Origin of the sequence: Streptococcus pseudopneumoniae IS7493 (assembly GCF_000221985.1) — a bacterium.
Taxonomy (GTDB): Bacteria; Bacillota; Bacilli; order Lactobacillales; family Streptococcaceae; genus Streptococcus; species Streptococcus pseudopneumoniae.
Genome location: NC_015875.1, coordinates 108,016 through 130,908, shown reverse-complemented (window position 1 = coordinate 130,908; position 22,893 = coordinate 108,016). Strand labels below are relative to the sequence as shown.

Here is a 22,893-nt window from a genome sequence, read left to right as displayed (position 1 = left end):
TTTCCTATTTTAATAAGCTCAAAAAGTCTGAAATTGGATCATTTGGAACCATCTGAGCAGTAAGTTTAACACCTTTTTCTGCCAGTTTGTGGAAATCTTCCACATCCTTGTCTACTACGTTGATAGAACGTGTGATAGGGCGAGTTTCTGGTGTTTGAGACATATTCCCAACATTAAGGGTTTCAAGTGGTACACCTGCTTCTACCAAACCAAGGAAGCGGTCTGGTTTACGAGCCACGATAAAGAGACGTTGGCTATCGTATTTGCCAGCAAGAATATTGGCTGCAGCTTTCTCAACTGGCAAAATACTCAATTTCACACCTGGTGGTGTCGCAAGTTTCAAACCACTCTTTTCAATATCGTTGTTGACAACTTCGTCGTCTACAACCATAATGCGTGAAACATTTAGTTTTCCAGCCCAAAGATTGGCTACTTGTCCGTGGATCAAACGTCCATCGATACGGCATCCTACAATTGTCATAAGTTTTCCCCCTTTATATGTTTTAGTGTAGGTTTACGAGTTAAATGAATCTCTTCTTTATATTGACCTTCTGTTTCAAAGATAATGATGCGGTTGGCACCTTCCTTGAGATAGCTATGAGGGATATAAAGTGAGAGAGTTGGGCCAACGTTCCAAAAACGTCCTAGATTCTGCCCATTGACAAAGGCAACCCCCTTACCAAACTCAGACAAGTCTAGGTAAGTATCTTTTGGCTCTTCGACTGTAAAGTCATAAGCGTAAAAGGCTGGTTGTCCTTGAGTCCATCCTTTTGAAAAATCAATTTTCTCAGGATTGTCTAGTGGGAGTGGATAGTGTTTCCAGTTTAGTAAGAAATGCAGATCCTTACAGACCCCTGTCCGAATTCCCTTACGTTGCGTATCCGCTAAGAACTTATGCCCATAGTTGACACGCCCCATATTTTCTATCAAGATATCTAACCTAGATAGCCCTTTCTTTTTACCTTGATAAAAAATATCTTCCCCAATCTCTGTCTGATATTGAGTTTTAACCCACTGACCATCGACATACAGCTGGGCCCTATCTCGACCATCAATGATACGAAGTCTTTCTTCTTCTGCATCCCAGTTTGTTTCTGTTCGATAAAGTAGGTAGCCATAACTTTGTCCCAGCTCCTCCATCTTTTTAGGATAGAGGCTTTCTACTGGACTTGACAAGCTATCCAAGGTTTCAAACAAGGAAACTTTTTCTACTATTGGTATAGCATCCAACTCCATACTCTCTTTGTAGAGTGGTTCTAACTGCGGATACTCTGGGAAATGTGTTGCCATCATCTTCTTGACTGCCAAGTATTTGGCAGTTGGATTTCCTTCTTCATCCAGAAGAGCATCGTAATCATAAGATGTAACTTGTGGCAGGTCCAAAGTCCCTCGAGCTGAGCAACCATTCATGAAGCCAAAGTTTGTACCACCGTGGAACATGTAAAGATTGATGGAGCCTTGTTCCAAAACCTCTCGAACTGCATCTGCCAATTCCTTAGGATCCCGTGTGATAATCGGTTCTTTCCAACGATTGAACCAGCCATCCCAGAACTCCATACACATGAGCGGCCATTTCTTGCCATGCTCATCAAAGAATTCCTGCATCTGTGAAAAGTTGTAAGGTGCCTTAGAACCAAAGTTCCCTGTTACAAAGAGGTCATCTTCGATTAAGGTTCCCGCTTTCAGAGTAGCTCTCCAAGGACCATCTGATGTAAAGAGAGGACAGGTTACGCCACGCTCTTCCATCAGCTGTCGAATGGCTCTCAGGTAAGCCTTATCTTCTCCATAAGAACCATACTCATTTTCAACCTGCATCATGAGGATATTGCCACCATTGTCCAACAGATGTGGAACCAGTCGTGGCAAGAGCTGATCATAATAGCGACCGACAGCCTCAATATAGGCAGGATCTGAAGAACGAATCCTCATGTCTTTGGTTAAGAGCCAGGCTGGTAAACCACCGAATTCCCACTCCGCACAGATGAAGGGTGACGGACGAACGATAGCGTAGAGACCCAAGTCTTGCGCTGTCTGTAGAAATCGCTCCAAATCCAGAGCTCCTTCAAAATGAAACTCACCCTCACGAGGCTCGTGTAAATTCCAAGCCACATAAGTCTCTACCGTATTAAAACCAAGAGCCTTCAAGTTATAGAGCGAATGATACCAATCCTCTGGAGGAATCCTAAAATAATGAATGGCGCCGGACAAAATCTTGAACGGTTTCCCATCTAAATAGAAATCGTCTCGTATCTCAAATCGTGTCATAAAACTACCTTTTGATTGCAAAGTTTGCGCTTTCACTCGTTGTTATAGTAATTATAAACCAATCTGTTTGAATTGTCAATAGAAATTATCCGAATATTTACTGTAATTTTACTATTATACACACGTTCAATTAATTTCAAACATTTTCAGACCCATTTCAAACGCTCTTTACATTCGGAATAGAGAACCTAAAATAATTTTGTATAAAATACATTTATAAAATATGAGCAATGCCTATGTAACTTAATTTTTTAATCTGTTATCTAATTTTTTATTCAAAAGACTACTATTTTTTTCGCTTTTATGGTAAAATTTTCTATGGAGAAGGAAAATAGAGGTAAAAATATGGCAATTCCCAAATATCAATACATAAAAGACGAATTAAAAAATAAAATCATCTCTGGGCAGTTTAGCAGTGGAGATAAATTTTACACTGAAGCAGAACTCATTTCAATGTACGATGTCAGCTCTATCACAGTTGTTCGCGCCTTAAACGACCTTGCCAAAGATGGCTATATTGTCCGCCAACAAGGAAAAGGAACCTTCGTTTCACGTGCACGCAAACACAAGCTTGTAGAGTTTTCAGATATTGAACTCTTCAATGCTAAAGATGATAAGGTAACTGTTCTTTCAATTGAACGCGGAAACAAGCTTGTTTACTTGGAAAAATTGGGTCTACGCGGCGATCAATTCTACTACAAGATTGAACGTATCCGCGAATCAAACGGTGTCGTTTATATCTACCATACATCCTACATCCCAGAACAATATATCAACGCAAATTATCCAAACCTTGAATACTATAGTTCTATCTATAATCGCTTCAAGTTAGACTACCACATTCACATGAATGATGAACACTTTGAAGAAATCAACGAAATAGTCTTTCCAACTCCAGAACATGCGGCTTCAGTCCTCGGAGTCGATGAACAATTCCCTACTGTCCTACAAACTAAAATCACCAAACTCGAATCAACTGGCCAAGTTTTAGAATACAGTGAAACTTACAAACGATCTGATTACTACAAGATTAAATTCATCTCATGTGACCGTGATCACTAAGAAGAAAGCCTGAGCCTAATCGCTCGGGCTTTTTCTATGCTTATTATACCACACCAAAAAGGTAGCGCTTACCTATTTTTGGAAGATTCTATAATTTGTGGAATATTTTATAGAAATAGAACCAAAAATTATACTAGATATATATACGTATTTTTTCCGACTAATCTGAAATTTTAAGTTTAAATTTTATATTTTTTTATACTTATTATAGTTTTTTGTCATCTCCTCTTGACTCTCGTTAATATAAGAAATAAAATAAAGGCGTTGATTTATATAATCGCTATCAATATAACAATGCAATCAGGAGGTTTTGCAATGAAACATGAAAAACAACAGCGTTTTTCTATTCGTAAATACGCTGTAGGAGCAGCTTCTGTTCTAATTGGATTTGCCTTCCAAGCACAGACTGTTGCAGCCGATGGAGTTACTCCTACTACTACAGAAAACCAACCGACCATCCATACGGTTTCTGATTCCCCTCAATCATCCGAAAATCGGACTGAGGAAACACCTAAAGCAGAGCTTCAACCAGAAGCTCCAAAAACTGTAGAAACAGAAACTCCAGCTACTGATAAGGTAGCTAGTCTTCCAAAAACAGAAGAAAAACCACAAGAGGAAGTTAGTTCAACTCCTAGTGATAAAGCAGAGGTGGTAACTCCAACTTCTGCTGAAAAAGAAACTGCTAATAAAAAGGCAGAAGAAGCTAAAGAGATTGATTCTAAAGAGTCAAATACAGACAAGACTGACAAGGATAAACCAGCTGAAAAAGATGCTAAAAAAAATGAAGCGAAAGCAGAGGCTGACAAACCGGCAACAGAGGCAGGAAAGGAACGTGCTGCAACTGTAAGTGAAAAACTAGCGAAAAAGAAAATTGTTTCTATTGATGCTGGACGTAAATATTTCTCACCAGAACAGCTCAAGGAAATCATCGATAAAGCGAAACATTATGGCTACACTGATTTACACCTATTAGTCGGAAATGATGGACTTCGTTTCATGTTGGACGATATGAGCATCACAGCTAACGGCAAGACCTATGCCAGTGACGATGTCAAACGCGCCATTGAAAAAGGTACAAATGATTATTACAACGATCCAAACGGCAATCACTTAACAGAAAGTCAAATGACAGATCTGATTAACTATGCAAAAGATAAAGGTATCGGTCTCATTCCGACAGTAAATAGTCCTGGTCACATGGATGCGATTCTCAATGCCATGAAAGAATTGGGAATCCAAAACCCTAACTTTAGCTATTTTGGGAAGGAATCAGCCCGTACTGTCGATCTTGACAACGAACAAGCTGTCGCTTTTACAAAAGCCCTTATCGACAAGTATGCTGCTTATTTCGCGAAAAAAACTGAAATCTTCAACATCGGACTTGATGAATATGCCAATGATGCGACAGATGCTAAAGGTTGGAGTGTGCTTCAAGCTGATAAATACTATCCAAACGAAGGCTACCCTGTAAAAGGCTATGAAAAATTTATTGCCTACGCCAATGACCTCGCTCGTATTGTAAAATCGCACGGTCTCAAACCAATGGCCTTTAACGACGGTATCTACTACAATAGCGACACAAGCTTTGGTAGTTTTGACAAAGACATCATCGTTTCTATGTGGACTGGTGGTTGGGGAGGCTACGATGTCGCTTCTTCTAAACTACTAGCTGAAAAAGGTCACCAAATCCTTAATACCAATGATGCTTGGTACTACGTTCTTGGACGAAACGCTGATGACCAAGGTTGGTACAATCTCGATCAGGGGCTCAATGGTATTAAAAACACACCAATCACTTCTGTACCAAAAACAGAAGGAGCTGATGTCCCAATCATCGGTGGTATGGTAGCTGCTTGGGCCGATACCCCATCTGCACGTTATTCTCCATCTCGCCTCTTCAAACTCATGCGTCATTTTGCAAATGCCAACGCTGAATACTTCGCAGCCAACTATCAACCTGCAGAAAAAGCACTAGAAACTATTCCAAAAGACTTTAACCGCTATACTGCTGAAAGTTTTGCTGCTGTCAAAGAAGCTGAAAAAGCCATCCGTTCACTCGATAGCAACCTCAGTCGTGCTCAACAAGATACCATTAACCAAGCAATTGTTAACCTTCAAGAAGCTATTAAAAACTTAGTCTTTACACCAGAAGCTCAAAAAGAAGAAGATGCTAAACGCGAACTTGAAAAACTGAATAAGAATAAAGTCATTTCCATCGATGCAGGTCGTAAATACTTCTCTTTAGATCAACTCAAACGCATCGTAGACAAGGCCAGCGAGCTCGGCTATTCTGATGCCCATCTCCTTCTAGGAAATGATGGCCTTCGTTTCCTACTCGATGATATGACCATTACTGCCAACGGAAAAACCTACGCTAGTGATGACGTTAAAAAAGCCATTATCGAAGGAACGAAAGCTTACTACGACGATCCAAACGGTACTGCGCTGACACAAACAGAAGTGACAGAGCTTGTTCAATACGCTAAGGAAAAAGGTATTGGTCTAATCCCCGCTATCAATAGTCCAGGACATATGGATGCTATGCTCGTTGCCATGGAAAAACTTGGCATCACGAATCCTCAAGCCAACTTTGATAAGGTCTCAAAAACAACCATGGACCTTGAAAATCAAGAAGCAGTTGGATTTACCAAAGCCCTTATCGGTAAGTATATGGATTACTTTGCTGATAAATCAAAGATATTCAACTATGGTACAGATGAATATGCCAATGATGCGACCAACGCCCAAGGTTGGTATTACCTCAAATGGTATGGACTCTATAACAAGTTCGCAGATTATTCTAACAGCCTAGCTGCTATGGCTAAGGAAAGAGGGCTACAACCAATGGCCTTCAACGATGGCTTCTACTATGAAGACAAGGATGATGCTGAATTCGATAAAGATGTCTTGATTTCTTACTGGTCTAAAGGCTGGTGGGGCTACAACCTTGCATCACCTCAGTATCTAGCAAACAAAGGTTATAAGTTCTTGAATACCAACGGTGACTGGTACTATGTTTTAGGAAATCACAAACAAGATGAAGCTTATCCTCTTTCAAAGGCAATTGAAAATTCTGGAAAAGTTCCATTCAATCAACTAGCTTCTACCAAATATCCTGAAGTTGACCTTCCAACAGTTGGTAGTATGTTAGCTATATGGGCAGATAAACCAAGCGCTGAGTACAAGGAAGAGGAAATCTTTGAACTCATGACTGCCTTTGCAGACCACAACAAAGACTACTTCCGTGCTAATTATAATGCTCTCCGCGAAGAATTGGCTAAGATTCCTACAAACTTAGACGGATACAGCACAGAGAGCCTAGCTGCACTCAAGGCAGCAAAAGATGGACTGAACCTTAACCTCAACCGCAGCAAACAAGCTGAATTAGACGCACTAGTAGGTAAGCTCAAGGCTGCTCTTCAAGGCCTCAAACCAGCTGCAACTCATTCAGGAAGCCTAGATGAAAATGAAGTGGCTGCCAATGTTGAAACCAGACCAGAACTCATCACAAGAACTGAAGAAATTCCATTTGAAGTTATCAAGAAAGAAAATCCTAACCTCCCAGCTGGTCAGGAAAATATTATCACAGCAGGAGTCAAAGGTGAACGAACTCATTACATCTCTGTACTCACTGAAAATGGAAAAACAACAGAAACAGTCCTTGATAGCCAGGTAACCAAAGAAGTTATAAACCAAGTGGTTGAAGTTGGCGCTCCTGTAACTCACAAGGGTGATGAAAGTGGTCTTGCACCAACTACTGAGGTAAAACCTAGACTGGATATCCAAGAAGAAGAAATTCCATTTACCACAGTGACTCGTGAAAATCCACTCTTACTCAAAGGAAAAACACAAGTCATTACTAAGGGTGTCAATGGACATCGTAGCAACTTCTACTCTGTGAGCACTTCTGCCGATGGTAAGGAAGTGAAAACACTCGTAAATAGTGTCGTAGCACAGGAAGCCGTTACTCAAATAGTCGAAGTCGGAACTATGGTAACACATGTAGGCGATGAAAACGGACAAGCCGCTATTGCTGAAGAAAAACCAAAACTAGAAATCCTAAGCCAACCAGCTCCATCAACTGCTCCTGCTGAGGAAAGCAAAGCTCTTCCTCAAGATCCAGCTCCTGTGGTAATAGAGAAAAAACTTCCTGAAACAGGAACTCACGATTCTGCAGGACTAGTAGTCGCAGGACTCATGGCCACACTAGCAGCCTATGGACTCACTAAAAGAAAAGAAGACTAAGTCTTTTCGATAAAAAATAAACAGCGAGATTGAAGCTCGCTGTTTATTTTTTAATTAATCACCTAGTCCTAGACGTTCAAAAATATCATCCACTCGTTTGGTGTAATAAACTGGGTTGAAAATTTCGTCGATTTCTTCTTGAGTGAGGCGTGATGTCACTTCTGGATCTGCTTCAAGAAGTGGTTTAAAGTCTACTTGGTTGTCCCAAGAGTAGGCTGTTTTTGGTTGCACCAAGTCATAGGCTTGCTCACGGGTCATGCCTTTTTCAATCAATGTCAACATAGCCCGTTGGCTAAAGATAAGACCAAAAGTCGAGTTCATGTTTCGGATCATATTTTCTGGGAAGACTGTCAAGTTCTTGACGATATTTCCAAAACGGTTGAGCATGTAGTCAATCAAAATGGTCGTATCTGGTGTGATGATACGCTCAGCTGATGAGTGAGAAATATCGCGTTCGTGCCAGAGAGCGACGTTTTCATAAGCCGTAATCATGTGACCACGAATGACACGCGCCAGACCAGTCATGTTTTCAGAACCGATTGGGTTGCGTTTGTGAGGCATTGCAGATGAACCTTTTTGCCCTTTAGCAAAGAATTCTTCCACTTCGCGTTGTTCAGATTTTTGCAAACCACGAATCTCAGTCGCCATACGTTCGATTGAAGTCGCAATGCTGGCAAGAACTGCAAAGTACTCAGCGTGAAGGTCACGAGGAAGGACTTGTGTAGAGATTTCTTGGGCACGGATGCCAAGTTTATCGCAGACATACTCCTCTACAAATGGTGGGATATTGGCAAAGTTCCCAACCGCACCAGAAATCTTACCAGCTTCTACACCAGCAGCCGCATGCTCGAAGCGCTCGATATTGCGTTTCATTTCGCTGTACCAAGTTGCTAATTTAAGACCAAAAGTTGTCGGCTCAGCGTGCACACCATGAGTACGCCCCATCATGATGGTGAACTTGTGCTCCTTGGCCTTGTCAGCGATGATATTAGTGAAGTTTTCAAGGTCACGACGGATGATGTCGTTGGCCTGCTTGTAGAGGTAACCATAAGCAGTATCCACCACGTCAGTAGAAGTTAACCCATAGTGAACCCACTTGCGCTCTTCACCAAGAGTCTCAGAAACCGCACGCGTGAAAGCCACCACATCGTGGCGCGTCTCCTGCTCAATTTCCAAAATACGGTCGATGTCAAAGTCCGCCTTCTTGCGAATCAAAGCCACATCTTCCTTAGGGATTTCCCCCAACTCAGCCCATGCCTCGTCAGAGAGGATTTCCACCTCAAGCCAAGCACGGTATTTATTTTCTTCACTCCAAATATTCGCCATCTCAGGGCGAGAGTAACGGTTGATCATGTTGTTCATTTTTCCTTTCTTCTTAAGCTGTTGGGAATAAGCTATCTAGGTAAACCAAGATTTCTACTCAAACTCCTCTTTTCCAATAAACACAGACGGGTAATGATCTAGTGTATTCAAATCCGTATCCAGCGGTACATCATAGATAGCTAAATAATTTTCGGGGTATTGTGCAGCTAGTTCTTCATATTTAGCTTGTACCTTATCTTGGTCAGCACTGGCATACAACACTTCAACAACTGCTCCAGTCTTATCCTTTTCAATAAATGTATTAACGATAATTTGTATCATAGACTTGTCCTAAAAATCAATCCCTTCCCCAAGCTCATCCACACTATCCGGTACATCACTAAACAAGGTCACATGTCCCATCTTGCGGTTGTGCTTCGCTTCTATTTTACCATACATGTGGAGGTGGGCGCTTGAATTTTCTGTCACATATTGCTCAGCAGCCTCGACATGCTGACCGAGGACATTAAGCATAACGGCTGGCGCATGGAGTTTGATGGCTGGCAATGGTGCTCCGAGAACACCGAGAATATGGGTGTCAAACTGAGAGAAATCACAGGCTTCAATAGAGTAATGGCCTGAGTTGTGTGGTCGTGGAGCAATCTCATTGACAATGATGTCATCAGCTGTCGCAAACATTTCCACACAGAGAGTTCCAGACAAGTTGAGTTGTTCTGCGATTCGCACTGCCATAGCTTTAGCCTTGTCTGCTAGACTTTCAGAAATGCGGGCTGGTACGATGGTCTTAGACAGGATATTGTTGCGGTGGATATTTTCCTGAACTGGGAAAAACGTCACCTCCTTGCCATTTCCTGACACGATGACAGAAATCTCAAGGTCAAAGTTGATAAATTCTTCCAAGACGCAGTCTGCTGAGTCTGCTAGCGCATAGGCTGCTTCCAAGTCTGCTTCTGAACGAATAACCTTTTGTCCATGACCATCGTAGCCACCAGTCGCAGTCTTGAGGACATAGTTTTTCGACAAGTCGATATCTGCCAAGTCTAGGCTAGAAGTCACGACCTTGTAGGGTGCCACAGTGACTTGAGCCTTGTTTGACAAAAAGTCCTTTTCAAAAATACGATTTTGCGAAATGCGGAGCAGATCTGTTCCTTGAGGGAGTTGTCCATCCTTGATAACGGCATCCAAACCGTCAGCGTCGACATTTTCAAACTCGTAAGTGAGGACATCGCAACGGTCTGCCAACTGACGGAGGGCGTCCACATCGTTATAAGGTGCCACAATGATTTCCGCCACGCGAGAAGCCGGGCAATCCGCCGCAGGATCCAGCGCGATAACCTTGTGCCCCATGTAGATAGCAGAAATGGCCATCATCTGACCCAGTTGACCGCCACCGATAATTCCGATTGTTTTAGATGAGCTCATTTGACGACTCCTCTGCGATTTTTCCTTGTTCTTCAGCAAAGTTGGCAAGTGCATCCGCAATGGACTTATCTTCTACAGAGAGGAGACGGAGGGCAAAGAGAGCTGCGTTAGTCGCTCCAGCTTCACCGATAGCCATGGTCGCAACAGGCACCCCACCCGGCATCTGAACGATAGAATAGAGTGAATCCACTCCACTAAGAGCACGAGACTTGACTGGCACACCAATGACTGGAAGGGTTGTTTTGGCAGCTACCATTCCTGGCAAGTGGGCTGCGCCACCTGCACCTGCGATAATGACCTTGATGCCACGGCTACGAGCTTCTTCGGCATGTCTGAACATGAGGTCTGGTGTGCGGTGGGCAGAGACAACCTTCTTCTCGTAGGCTACACCGAAGCGGTCTAGGACTTCTGCTGTTTTTTGCATGGTTGCCCAGTCGGATTTTGAGCCCATGATGATGGAAATAATTGGTTTAGTCATAATTTTTCCTTTTTTCTTCTTTTTTGATAATGGTCTTAGGTGGTGGGGACGGAAGCAAACCTTCGGTTTCATTCCTAAACTTTGAGCCTAAGGTCTCAAAGTTTCCCCCTGACCAGAACATTCACTGTTCTGGTCTTTTCACCACGACGACCATTATCGTGTTTGGCGACTACGGCGCGTTATTCTTATATCTTTACTTAATTGCCTTGCTTCCGATATCTGTTCGGTAGAAGAGTCCTTCTATTTTTTGTTGGGATAGTTCTTGGTAGATGCTGGCTTGGGCTTCTTTGACGGTGGCTGCTGTGGTAACGAGCATATAAACTCGTCCGCCGTTTGAGATCAGTGCTCTGCTATTTTCTGCAAACTTAGCCCCTGCATAATAGGTGATAATGTCGCCATCGGTTTTGGCTGGCAACTTGACACCTTTTTCATAGTCTAGCGGGTAGCCGTTTGATGCGACAACCACACCCAGAGTCACACCCTTATCCGTCCAGGTGATGTTTGGCTCCTTGCTATCCAGAATATCTGTAATATTTTGTGCAAAGTCAGATGTCAAACGAGGCAAGATAATCTGTGTTTCAGGATCTCCAAAGCGAGCATTGAACTCGATGACTTTAGGACCTTCTGCTGTCAGGATAAGCCCTGCATAGAGGATGCCAAGATACGGACGGCCTTCTTTGATCATCCCTTCAAGGATTGGCTTGACAATAGTCTCAACCGCTGTATCAACTACACTCTGTGGTAAGTGTGGAACTGGCGCATAGGCCCCCATCCCACCAGTGTTAGGTCCCTTGTCGCCATCGTATGCACGTTTGTGGTCCTGAGCTGTTGGCATGATGTAGAACTTGTCTCTATTGACAAAGGCAAAAAGTGAAAATTCCTCTCCGTCGAGGAATTCCTCAATAACCACACGCGCACCTGAGTCACCAAATTTATTGTCCAAAAGCATCTCGTGAGCTGCTTCGACTGCTTGCTCAACCGTCTCCGCAACGACAACACCCTTCCCAAGCGCCAAGCCATCCGCCTTGACTACGATAGGCGCCCCCTGCTTTTCGATATAAGCCTTGGCTTCCTCGAAATCTGAAAATGTGCCATAGGCTGCTGTCGGAACGCCATATTTGACCATGATTTCCTTAGCAAAATCCTTGGACCACTCCAGCTCCGCTGCCAATCTTGTCGGACCAAAGGCTTTGAGACCAGCTGCATGGAAATCATCCACGATACCAGCCGCAAGGGCGTCATCTGGACCGATAAAGGTCCAAGCAATATCGTTGGCCTTTGCGAAGTCAATCAATTTAGAATGTTCGGAAATAGAGATATTTACCAATTCCAGACCATCCAGAGTCATACCGTCATTCCCAGGAGCTACAAATACTTTTTCAACGTCTTTTGACTCAAGCAACTTCTTAGCAATCGCATGTTCACGACCACCCGAACCGACAACTAACAGCTTCATCCCTCAACCTCTTTTGCGAATTATTTAATAATATTATACCACAAACGTTCGTTTTAATCTTGTTTCAATCCGCATTTTTACGCAAAAAAGGAAAGAAACTGTTTTCTTCCCTTTAACGTTCTTAATGTCTAAAATGTCTCACACCTGTAAAGACCATTGTCAAGCCATATTTGTCAGCAGCTTCGATAGACTCTTGGTCACGGACGGATCCACCCGGCTGGATGATAGCCCTGATCCCTGCTTTGGCGATTTCTTCCACATTATCCGCAAATGGGAAGAAGGCATCCGAAGCAAGAACAGCGCCGTCAAGACGGTCTTTAGCTTGCTCAATAGCGATGCGAACAGAAGCCACACGGTTAGTTTGACCCGGACCGACACCAAGTGTCATGTGGTCATTGGTTACGATGATACCGTTTGATTTGACGTACTTGATAGCTTTCCAAGCAAACTCAAGAGCAGTCGCTTCTGTCTCAGTTGGCTGGCGTTTGGTCACCACTTGCCAGTCAGCTGGGCTTTCTTTGACCACGTCTTGGTTTTGTACCAGAAGTCCACCGACAACACCTGTGTATTCTGCTTCCACTTCGCTAGCCTCTTGAGCATCAAATGGCAAGGCAAGGATACGCAAGTTTTTCTTTTTATTGGTCAAAATAGCTAGCGCTTCATCCGTATAACTTGGTGCGATGATGATTTCAAGGAAAACACCATGCATCTTCTCAGCTGTCGCAACATCCAACTCACGGTTGAGAACGACGATTCCACCGAAAATTGAGACTGGGTCAGACTCATAAGCATAGTCCCAAGCAGTCTCGATGTCGTCAGCTTGACCAATTCCACATGGATTCATATGTTTGAGAGCCACAACGGTTGGACGATCTTTGAAATCACGAATGATACGAATGGCAGCATCCGCATCACGGATATTGTTGAATGACAATTCTTTCCCGTTAAGCTGTTTAGCAGATGCAATCGAGTAGTCAGTCGGCAAGGCTTTTTGGTAGAAATCTGCATCCTGTTGAGGATTTTCCCCATAGCGCATGGCCTGCTTGAGGTCATAAGTCAAGGTCAGCTTTTCAGGTTTGCTTTCACCCACTTGAGTTGTGAAATACTCTGCAATCAAGGCATCATAAGCCGCTGTGTGACGGAAAACCTTGGCTGCCAAACGTTGGCGAGTTTCGTAAGTGGTTTCGCCGTTAACTGACAACTCGTCCAAAACCACTGTATAGTCAGCAGGGTCTACCACAACCGTCACACTGGCATGATTTTTTGCTGCTGAACGAAGCATAGATGGCCCACCGATGTCAATGTTTTCAACTGCATCAGCGTAAGTCACATCCGGTTTGAGGATTGTTTCCTTGAATGGATAAAGGTTGACCACAACAAGGTCGATGAACTCAATCTGATTGTCCTTAGCTGCTTCCAAGTGACTATCCAAGTCACGACGAGCCAAAAGTCCCCCGTGGATATTTGGGTGAAGGGTCTTGACACGACCATCCATCATTTCTGGGAACCCAGTCACATCATCAATCGCAATGGTATCTACCCCAGCATTATTAAGGGCAACCTTGGTCCCACCTGTTGAGATGATGTCCCAACCGAGTTTTTTAAGTTCTTGGGCAAATTCAACAATACCCACTTTGTCTGAGACGCTGATTAAGGCTTTTTTCGTCATTCTATTCCTCTTTCTTTAAGTCCAAGCGCATAGCGACTTCGTTATTTTCTTCTATAAATCCTGTTTCCTGAAAACCCAAACTAGTCAACAGGTGCTTCATTTTTTCATTTCCAACCACATAATCTGCAACAATATGACTGCAGACTCTATCCATCTGAGCCTCTTTGATTAGAACTTCCAAGGCTTTTCTACCATAACCTCTTCCTTGGTACTGCTGACCAATCATTATCCGCCAGATAAAGTATTCCGCTTCATCCTTGTCTATTTCCAGCAGGAGAAAGCCAACCACTTGCTTATCCCAATAGATTGCCCTCGGAAACACATCTTCATTTTCCCGGTAGAGCCATGCGTCAGCTAAAGAGCGTACATTTGGAGCCACAAAACGTGCTCGTTCATCAGCTTCAGATATTTTCAAATCCAGCACTGCCTGAAAACTGCTCTCATCTACTAATTTTATCTCAATCATTTTTTCTCCTTTTGAATAAATAGGGTTTTGAGTTGATTAAAGACTAATCCAACTCATATAAAAGGTAGTTATCAAAATTTATGATTCCTTTGAGATAATCTCGGTCTGCTTTAGACAACTCAAATTCTGGAAAAGTCGCAATTAAACTGGACAAATAAAAATAATTCGGGTGCCTACGATAAGAAAAACCCGCTTGACCGAATCTCCCTTGACAGAAATCATAGGCAAGTTTTAATTCTTGACTTGTGACACCATCTAAAATTTTATCTAACTCTGAAAGCTGACTTTTATCAGTATTTTCTATCATAGCTTTCACTGTATTTACTAAAACAAAAAGAAAATCATTAGTATTATCCAGTAGGGTTGGTCTGTTAGATAACTTATTCTTTAACTCCATATAGTAGTGATCAATATTCATTTCTTCCTCTCCACTCCCAAACTATCCAGCACCTCCGGATACAACTTGTACTCTGCCTCATGAATGCGAGTTTCAAAACTGTCAATCGTATCATCAGCTAGTCGTGGCACACGCACTTGTTTGATAACCTTTCCTGTATCCACACCTGAATCCACCCAATGAATGGTCACGCCGCTCTCAGCAACGCCAGCATTCCAAGCATCCTCAATCCCATGAGCTCCTGGAAATTCTGGCAAGTAGGCTGGATGAATGTTGATAATCCGACCTTCATAAGTCGCCAATAAGGTTGGCCCAACAATTTTCATGTAGCCTGCTAGACAAACCAAGTCAATCTGGTGCTCTTCCAAGAGTTCGACAATGGCTGCTTCGTAGTCTGCCTTACTCTCAAACTCCTTGAGTTCAAAAGCATAGGACAGAACGCCGAGCTTGTCTGCACGTTCGAGCACATAGGCGTCACGATGGTCTGAAAAGACAAACTCTACTGGAAATTGTTCCGCTATCACCTGAAAATTTGAGCCATTACCAGAGGCAAAAACCGCTATTTTTTTCATTTGATGATGACACTTTCGTTTTCTTTCTTGACGATACGACCGATTTCATAGACTGGTTCATCCAACAATTCCTTGACACGACTTACATTTTCAGGGCTAACTGCCAGCATAAGCCCCACACCCATATTGAAGATTTCAAACATTTCTTCATGTTTGATTTTACCATATTTTTCAAGAGCTTTGAAAATAGGAAGCACTGGAACTTTGCTTTCCTCAATCTCAGCAGCCAAGTCAGCTGCAAACATGCGAGGGACATTTTCGATAAAGCCACCACCAGTGATGTGGGCAATGCCGTTGACCAACCCTTCCTTGATGAGTGGTAAGACAGCCTTGACATAGATACGAGTCGGCTCAAGAAGAACTTCCTTAAGTTTCTTACCTTCCAATTCTGGCAAGATTTCCTCACCTGTATAGTCAGCAAAGACACGACGAACGAGAGAGTAACCATTGGAATGAATCCCACTTGAAGCAAGTCCAAGAAGAACATCTCCCTCTGCCACTTTTGAACCGTCAATGATTTGAGATTTTTCAGCCACACCGACCGCAAAACCAGCCAAATCATAGTCATCTTCGCCATACATGCCAGGCATTTCAGCTGTTTCCCCACCGATAAGGGCAGCGCCTGCCTGCACACAGCCCTCTGCCACACCAGCAACAACTTGTTCTAGCTTAGCTGGTTCATTCTTCCCTGTTGCTACATAGTCAAGGAAATAGAGGGGCTCCGCACCTGCAGCAATGATATCATTGACACACATGGCCACACAGTCCTGACCGATGGTATCGTGTTTGTCGTACTTGATGGCCAGCATGAGCTTGGTTCCGACACCGTCAGTCCCTGAAATCAAGACGGGCTCTTTGACCCCAGTCTTTGAAAGGTCAAACATACCACCAAAGCCACCCAGAGCTCCCATGACACCTGCACGCTCCGTACGAGCCACGTGCTTTTTGATCCGTTCAACAACTTCATAACCCGCTTCAACATCCACACCAGATTGAGCGTACGCATTTTTATTTGCCATTTTATTTTTCCTTTTCTTTTTTTGGGAAAGACTGCGACGTATTTTTAGATAAACAATTATTTTATCTAAAAATACTAGTCAGGTCTCTAGCTTTAGTCCCATAGGAGAAAGCGTCTACTGACAAATGCTTTAGCTTTTAGTCAATAGTGAGACGTGAAGTATAAGCATTCTTATTTGTCATTTTTATATTCCTTTTCTTTAATGGAGAATCTGTGATCTATTTGTAAAAACTGGTCTTTTCTTCCAAACTTCTACGATAGTCTTCTTCGTAGTCATAGAGAGGCGTTGGGTAATCACCATCAAAATAAGCGACACAGAGACCACCATTTGGCGCATCCGTTTCAATACCAATTGAATCAATCAACCCCTCAACGGAAAGGTAGGTCAGACTGTCCGCACCAATGATTTGGCGCGTTTCTTCGACCGTATGATTGGCCGCAATCAGCTCCTGACGGGTCTGGATATCAATCCCATAGAAGCATGGATAAGCTAGCGCTGGACTTCCAATAGCAACGTGAACTTCAGTCGCTCCCGCTTCTTTCAATAGCTGAACGATACGACGAGAGGTCGTCCCACGTACAATAGAGTCATCAATCATAACCACACGCTTGCCTTTTACAACGCCTGAAACAGCAGAGAGTTTCATCCGCACCCCTTGCTCCCGCAATTCTTGAGTCGGTTGGATAAAGGTACGTTGGGTGTATTGGTTCTTGATGAGGCCCATTTCATTTGGTAGCCCAGACTCTTCCGCAAATCCCATAGCTGCGCTGAGTGAAGAATTGGGTACACCGACTACAATATCCGCCTCATGCTTGAATTCTCGCGCCAATTGGGCACCCATACGTTTACGTGCCGTATGGACATTGACACCATGAATGTTAGAATCAGGGCGGGCAAAATAGATATACTCCATAGAACAGATTGCTAACTGAGTATCATCTGTATAGCTATCATACTGGATGCCCTTGTCATCAATGATCACAATCTCACCTGGCCTCAAATCACGAATCCATTCAGCACCAATAACCTCAAAAGCACAGGTTTCAGAGGAAACAACCACCGCTCCGTTAGCCATTTTCCCGATAGAAAGCGGACGGAAACCATTGGGGTCAAGAGCCGCAATCAACTTGTCCTCAAACAGCAAGATATAGGCAAAACCACCTTTGACAAGGCTGAGCGCTTCCTTGATTTTGCCCATCAGGCTAGGATTATGACTGCGACGAATGAGGTGAGCCAAGATTTCAGAGTCCGAAGTCGCACTGAAAATCGCGCCTCTTTGTTCCAGTTCTTTCTTGAGAGAGGCTGCATTGGTCAGATTTCCATTATGAGCCAACCCAAACTGCATATCGTGAAAACGGAAGAGGAAGGGCTGGATATTATCTACAGAAGCTTCGCCAGCAGTCGCGTAACGCACATGCCCAATCGCACCAGTTCCCGTCAATTTATCCAAATTAGCAGGATTTCTGAAGACTTCTGATAAAAGTCCCATGTCACGATGGCGCTTCAATTGCCCCTGATCATTGGAGAGGATTCCTGCCCCCTCTTGACCACGGTGCTGAAGACTATGGAGACCAAAATAGGTCAACTTAGCAGCATCTGGATGTCCCCAAATACCGAAAACACCACATTCTTCATTAAGAGATTTTACTTCGTATGTCATTTTTTATACCTAATTTTCATTTGTAATCATCAAGAGCTAGATTTACATGACTTTTACATTACTGATACCATCTATTAGAAAATCTGTAAGTCTTATTTTCCAGTGAAATGTTTAACCGCTGATGCGAACAGGTGTTGGTCTTTATTGCCTGGGATATTTTGGAAAAGACCATCCTCATAACGTTCTGAGTGGCCCATCTTACCGATGATTTGACCATTCTTGCTGGTAATTCCTTCGATGGCATGGACAGAACCATTCGGATTGTACTTAGAATCCATACTTGGTTTACCGTTAAAGTCAACGTATTGGCTGAAAATTTGTCCATTGTCACGGAGCTCTGCAAATTCCTCAGCCGTCACGACAAACTTCCCTTCACCGTGCGAAACAGGAATAGCGTGGATATCGCCCACTTGCACACCAGCCAACCATGTCGAGTTGCTATTGGCAATACGAGTTTCCACCATCTTGGCCACGTGTTGGTTGGCATCATTGTAGAAGAGGGTTGGACTAGTACTGTTAGCATCTTCAAAGTTTCCGTATGGTAGGAGACCCGATTTGACTAAGGCTTGGAATCCATTACAAATACCGATAATCAAGCCACCACGGGCGATAAAGCTATCAATAGCCACACGCACTTTTTCATTAAGCAGGATATTGACGATAAACTTAGCTGAACCATCTGGTTCATCCGCAGCCGAGAATCCACCGGCAAAGAAGAGAATGTTAGCCTTACCGATGTTGTCAACCATGGTTTCAACTGACTTGACAATGGCTTCTTCATTGAGTGTCACGAATGGCACCAAGTTAACCTCTGCGCCTTCTTTTTCAAATGCCTTGGCTGAGTCATATTCTGAGTTGGTTCCCGGGAATACTGGGATATAGACCACCGGTTTTTCAACCTTTTCTTTTGCTTTAATCACAACATCTGATACCACAGCTGGTACTTCAGCCAGTTCTTTGGCTTGAGCAAATTCTGTTGGGTAAACTTCTTCCAATTTGCCTTGGAAGGCACTGTCAAGTTTGTGTCCATCTAGCTTCACACCGTTGACAGTCAGTGTAAAGGCTGCTTTCGTTTGTCCAATCTTCTCTACTCCAGCAATTTCTTCAGGAGATGTGAAGACAAATCCGCCCAATTGTGCTGTCAAAGAACTTTCAAGTTCAGGCAAGATTACCTCTGCACCGATATGATTTCCAAAAGTAGCAAGAGCCAAACTTTCAACTACACCACCGTATTTGACAGCTGATGCAGACGTCACTTTATGGTCAGCTTGGCTTGCTTCAAACTGAGCAAAATTTTTCTTAATCAAGTCAAAATCAATCTCTGCAGAGAGGGCTTGACCTGGGATGTAGTAGATATTTTCCCCAACATCTTTAAATTCTGGAGAGAGCACCTTACGGCTATCTGCCGTCGTCACCCCAAATGCAACCAAGGTTGGCGGAACGGTCAATTCTTCAAAGGTACCAGACATGGAGTCCTTCCCACCGATAGATGGCAAGCCAAGTTGAATCTGAGCTTCAATAGAGCCTAGAAGGGCGGCTACTGGCTGACCAAAACGCTCTGCTTGCTTGTCCATCCGCTCGAAATATTCTTGGTAAGAGAAACGAGCCTTAGACCATTTGGCACCAGCAGCCACCAAACGAGCAGTTGCTTCGATAACCGCATAAGCAGCACCGTGGTATGGAGACCATTCAGCTACATATGGGTTGAAACCTTGAGCAATGACCGACGCAGTATGAGTCACACCGTGTTGAACTGGCAATTTCTGCACAGATGCCTCAGTTGGTGTAAGTTGGTAACGACCACCAAGTGGGTGATTAACCGTTGAGCGTCCAACAGAGCAGTCAAAGACAGTCTGTAATCCTTTTTGACTTGCATGGTTGAGGTCAGATAGAACCGTAAGGGTATCTGATTCCAGTGTGTCAGCGCTTGTTGTGCGTTCTTCTGGGAGTTTGACATCCTTATCTACAACCTTTGCATCAACGACCACGCGCACACCATTGGTATCAAGGAAACGGCGTTCCAAGTCGACAATGGTTTCACCATTCCAGTGCATGACAAGATTTGGTTTTTCCGTCACTGTCGCCACCACAACAGCGTCAATATTTTCTTTGTTACATTCAGCAACGAAGGCATCTACATCCTCAGGACGAACCACGACTGCCATCCGTTCTTGAGATTCAGAGATGGCAATTTCGGTACCATTCAATCCTTGGTATTTAAGAGGCACCTTATTAAGGTCGATTTCAAGACCGTCTGCCAATTCACCGATAGCTACACAGACACCACCAGCACCAAAGTCATTAGACTTCTTGATAAGACGAGTGACATCGCCATTACGGAACAGACGTTGAATCTTGCGTTCTTCGATGGCATTCCCTTTTTGAACCTCAGCACCAGCAGTCTCTACAGACTCAACCGTTTGAACTTTAGAAGAACCTGTCGCACCACCGACACCGTCACGTCCAGTCTTACCACCGAGGAGGATAATGACATCGCCCGCTTCCGGTTTTTCACGGACAACATTGCCCTTGGGAGCCGCACCAACAACGGCACCAAGTTCCATACGTTTAGCAACGAAACCTGGGTGGAAATATTCACGAACGTAGGTTGTTGCAAGCCCAATCTGGTTACCGTATGAAGAATAACCATGAGCCGCTGTTTTAGAAATGACTTGTTGTGGCAGTTTCCCAGCGCGAGTTTCTGAAATCGGTGCTGTAATATCACCAGCACCTGAGATCCGCATGGCTTGGTAAACATATGAGCGACCTGACAATGGGTCACGAATGGCTCCACCGATACAGGTAGCAGCCCCACCAAATGGCTCAATTTCCGTTGGGTGGTTGTGAGTTTCATTCTTGAACATTAGGAGCCATGGTTCTTTCACACCATCAACGTCCACTTCGATTTCTACTGAGCAAGCATTGATTTCATCTGACACTTCCATGTCGTCCAAACGTCCATTGGCACGCTCATAACGACCGAAAATAGTTGCCATATCCATCAAGGTTTGCGGTTTTTCCGTACGTCCCAACTCATCACGCATAGCGATATATTTGTCATAGGTTGACTGCAATTGCTTTTGGAATTTAGAAGCTGAGAAATCAATCTGTTTCAACTCTGTCTCAAAAGTCGTGTGACGGCAGTGGTCAGACCAGTAAGTATCCAAAACCTTGAGTTCTGTTTCCGTCGGCACGCGCCCGATTGACTTAAAGTAGTCTTGGATAAAGAGCAAATCATCCACTTCCATGGCCATCCCTTGCTCGGCCTTGTAGCGAGCAAAGTCTTCTGCCCTATAGCTTTCAAAGAAAGTCAATTTAGGAATGGTCTTGTCTGACTCAGAAAATTCCTGCTTGGCAATCCCTGTCGTGATGTCCTTGAAACGAGAATCAACTGGGTTGAGCAGATAGTTCTTGACCGCTTCCAACTCAGTCGCATCAATATCTTTATTCACCAAGTAAAGTTGGGCTGTATTAACCGTTACATCACTCGAACTTCCTAGTAAAAGCAAGGCTTCCTGTGAAGATGCTGCACGCTGGTCAAACTGCCCTGGTAGGCTTTCAATCGCAAAGAAAGCATAGTTGGCAAGATCCGCCTGCACAGCCGCTTCGTCCAAAACATGGTCTGTCACCTGCTCAGAGAAAATGTGTTTCTCTGCAGGTGCAAACAGGTCCTCTGACAAATCAAATACATCATACACTTGCACAATACGAATACTTTTCAAGCTTGAAAGTCCCAAGCTATGCTGGAGTTCTCTCACCAAACTCTCTGACTTGACCTGAAAATCAGCCTTTTTTTCAACAAAAATACGTTTATCCATCAATTCTTATTCCTTTATTTAAGCTCTTGCAATGTTCCCAAACAGCCTTGAGGCTGTTATTTCAATTCCTGCAACTTTTCCCAGACAATCTCGTAAACGTCTGTTAGTTCTCCCAATCCCCTACGGAGTGAAAAGGTCTGGGGAACCTTTTCAAACTGAGTCCTTTTAGTTGAGAGACGAAGGTTTTCCGTTGCAAACAGATTATTTCAAACCTTGCAACTTCTCCCAGACCACTTCGTAAACGTCTGTTAGTTCTCCCAATCCTCTACGGAAAACATCCTTATCCATGTGGTTGCCATCCGCATCCCACAAGCGACAGTTATCTGGTGAAAATTCATCTGCCAAGATAATCTTGCCATCCTTGTCAAAACCGAACTCTAGCTTAAAGTCAATCAACTTGAGGCCAATCTCAGCAAACCAGGCTTTCAAAAGTTCATTGATACGGCGAGTTTCTTCCTTCAAGTAGGCAATCTGCTGGTCATCCGCAATCTTTAGAAACTTCACATGCTCATCATTGATAAATGGATCATCCAAATCATCATTTTTGTAGTAAAATTCGACAATCGGAATCTCAAATGCGATACCTTCGTCTACACCAAAACGTTTTGAAAAGGAACCAGCAGTATAGTTGCGGAGCACGACTTCCAAAGGAATAATCTTAACCTTTTTATTGAGTTGTTCCGTGTCTGAAAGCTTCTCCACAAAGTGAGTCGCCACACCAGCCGCATTTAATTTCTCAAAAATAAAAGATGAAATCTGATTATTCAACACTCCCTTGCCCGCAATCTGCTCCTTCTTAACACCATTGAAAGCGGTTGCCTGGTCCTTGTAAGTTGAAATAATAAGATTTTCATCCTCAGTTGTATAGATATCTTTAGCTTTTCCCGAATAGATCAATTGTTTTGACATTTTAAAGTTCGCCTTTCGTATTACTTGAGCACATTCTACCATAAAAAACCTAAAATTACAAGAATTTAACCGAATAAACGGCAGATATTTTTCAAAAATTGTAAAGAAAAAACTGCAAGAAGAATCTTTCTC

General features: G+C 43.4%; 18 protein-coding genes. 2 read left to right on the top strand and 16 right to left on the bottom strand.

Features of this window, described 5'->3' with window-relative positions; genetic code table 11:
* Positions 1-4: 4 nt before the first annotated feature.
* Together SPPN_RS00795 and SPPN_RS00790 are read right to left on the bottom strand one after the other, a co-directional pair.
* Positions 5-481, bottom strand: coding sequence for a PTS sugar transporter subunit IIB (locus SPPN_RS00795; protein WP_000156961.1), 477 nt, complete (start codon positions 479-481; stop codon positions 5-7).
* A complete protein-coding gene (locus SPPN_RS00790; RefSeq protein WP_000196547.1) occupies positions 478-2,265 on the bottom strand; it encodes a glycoside hydrolase family 35 protein in 1,788 nt (595 codons plus the stop codon). Before SPPN_RS00790 ends, SPPN_RS00795 begins: the two co-directional genes overlap by 4 nt.
* Positions 2,266-2,610: 345 nt before the next feature.
* Between SPPN_RS00790 and SPPN_RS00785 the strand changes: the two genes are divergently transcribed.
* Positions 2,611-3,327, top strand: a complete 717-nt coding sequence (locus tag SPPN_RS00785) for a GntR family transcriptional regulator (RefSeq protein ID WP_001007202.1) — start codon at positions 2,611-2,613, stop codon at positions 3,325-3,327.
* Positions 3,328-3,642: 315 nt separating this feature from the next.
* Positions 3,643-7,572 (top strand): LPXTG-anchored beta-N-acetylhexosaminidase StrH, encoded by a 3,930-nt coding sequence (gene strH, locus SPPN_RS00780; RefSeq protein WP_000679915.1) that lies wholly within the window; start codon positions 3,643-3,645, stop codon positions 7,570-7,572.
* Between the two features lie 54 nt (positions 7,573-7,626).
* Here the strand turns inward: strH and purB are convergent, their stop codons facing one another.
* The 14 genes from purB to purC all read right to left on the bottom strand — a co-directional run bounded on the left by purB (position 7,627) and on the right by purC (position 22,761).
* The gene (gene purB, locus SPPN_RS00775; protein ID WP_000610743.1) at positions 7,627-8,925 is read right to left on the bottom strand and encodes an adenylosuccinate lyase; all 1,299 of its coding nucleotides are present in this window, start codon (positions 8,923-8,925) and stop codon (positions 7,627-7,629) included.
* A gap of 63 nt (positions 8,926-8,988) precedes the next feature.
* Entirely contained in the window at positions 8,989-9,216 is a 228-nt protein-coding gene (locus SPPN_RS00770) for a hypothetical protein (protein ID WP_000614702.1), read from the bottom strand.
* 9 nt (positions 9,217-9,225) lie between these two features.
* Positions 9,226-10,317, bottom strand: coding sequence for a 5-(carboxyamino)imidazole ribonucleotide synthase (gene purK / locus SPPN_RS00765; protein WP_000099011.1), 1,092 nt, complete (start codon positions 10,315-10,317; stop codon positions 9,226-9,228).
* Positions 10,304-10,795 (bottom strand): 5-(carboxyamino)imidazole ribonucleotide mutase, encoded by a 492-nt coding sequence (gene purE / locus SPPN_RS00760; protein WP_000165489.1) that lies wholly within the window; start codon positions 10,793-10,795, stop codon positions 10,304-10,306. The genes purK and purE overlap by 14 nt, the downstream gene beginning before the upstream one ends.
* A 193-nt stretch (positions 10,796-10,988) precedes the next feature.
* A complete protein-coding gene (gene purD / locus SPPN_RS00755) occupies positions 10,989-12,251 on the bottom strand; it encodes a phosphoribosylamine--glycine ligase (protein ID WP_000772181.1) in 1,263 nt (420 codons plus the stop codon).
* 121 nt (positions 12,252-12,372) lie between these two features.
* Positions 12,373-13,920: a bifunctional phosphoribosylaminoimidazolecarboxamide formyltransferase/IMP cyclohydrolase gene (gene purH / locus SPPN_RS00750; RefSeq protein ID WP_000161907.1), complete on the bottom strand. Its 1,548-nt coding sequence runs from the start codon at positions 13,918-13,920 to the stop codon at positions 12,373-12,375.
* A gap of 1 nt (position 13,921) precedes the next feature.
* Entirely contained in the window at positions 13,922-14,386 is a 465-nt protein-coding gene (locus tag SPPN_RS00745) for a GNAT family N-acetyltransferase (RefSeq protein WP_000569796.1), read from the bottom strand.
* 43 nt (positions 14,387-14,429) lie between these two features.
* Entirely contained in the window at positions 14,430-14,804 is a 375-nt protein-coding gene (locus SPPN_RS00740; RefSeq protein WP_001017821.1) for a hypothetical protein, read from the bottom strand.
* A complete protein-coding gene (gene purN, locus SPPN_RS00735) occupies positions 14,801-15,355 on the bottom strand; it encodes a phosphoribosylglycinamide formyltransferase (protein ID WP_000717510.1) in 555 nt (184 codons plus the stop codon). The genes SPPN_RS00740 and purN overlap by 4 nt, the downstream gene beginning before the upstream one ends.
* Positions 15,352-16,374 (bottom strand): phosphoribosylformylglycinamidine cyclo-ligase, encoded by a 1,023-nt coding sequence (gene purM, locus SPPN_RS00730; protein WP_001284585.1) that lies wholly within the window; start codon positions 16,372-16,374, stop codon positions 15,352-15,354. Before purM ends, purN begins: the two co-directional genes overlap by 4 nt.
* Before the next feature lie 217 nt (positions 16,375-16,591).
* Positions 16,592-18,034: an amidophosphoribosyltransferase gene (gene purF, locus SPPN_RS00725; protein ID WP_000220653.1), complete on the bottom strand. Its 1,443-nt coding sequence runs from the start codon at positions 18,032-18,034 to the stop codon at positions 16,592-16,594.
* 92 nt (positions 18,035-18,126) lie between these two features.
* Positions 18,127-21,852 carry a phosphoribosylformylglycinamidine synthase gene (locus SPPN_RS00720; RefSeq protein WP_000361236.1) on the bottom strand — a complete coding sequence of 1,242 codons (3,726 nt, stop codon included), beginning with the start codon at positions 21,850-21,852 and terminating at the stop codon, positions 18,127-18,129.
* A gap of 56 nt (positions 21,853-21,908) precedes the next feature.
* Entirely contained in the window at positions 21,909-22,052 is a 144-nt protein-coding gene (locus SPPN_RS14270; protein WP_078374291.1) for a phosphoribosylaminoimidazolesuccinocarboxamide synthase, read from the bottom strand.
* Position 22,053: 1 nt separating this feature from the next.
* Positions 22,054-22,761, bottom strand: a complete 708-nt coding sequence (gene purC / locus SPPN_RS00715; protein WP_000043293.1) for a phosphoribosylaminoimidazolesuccinocarboxamide synthase — start codon at positions 22,759-22,761, stop codon at positions 22,054-22,056.
* Between the last annotated feature and the right edge of the window lie 132 nt (positions 22,762-22,893).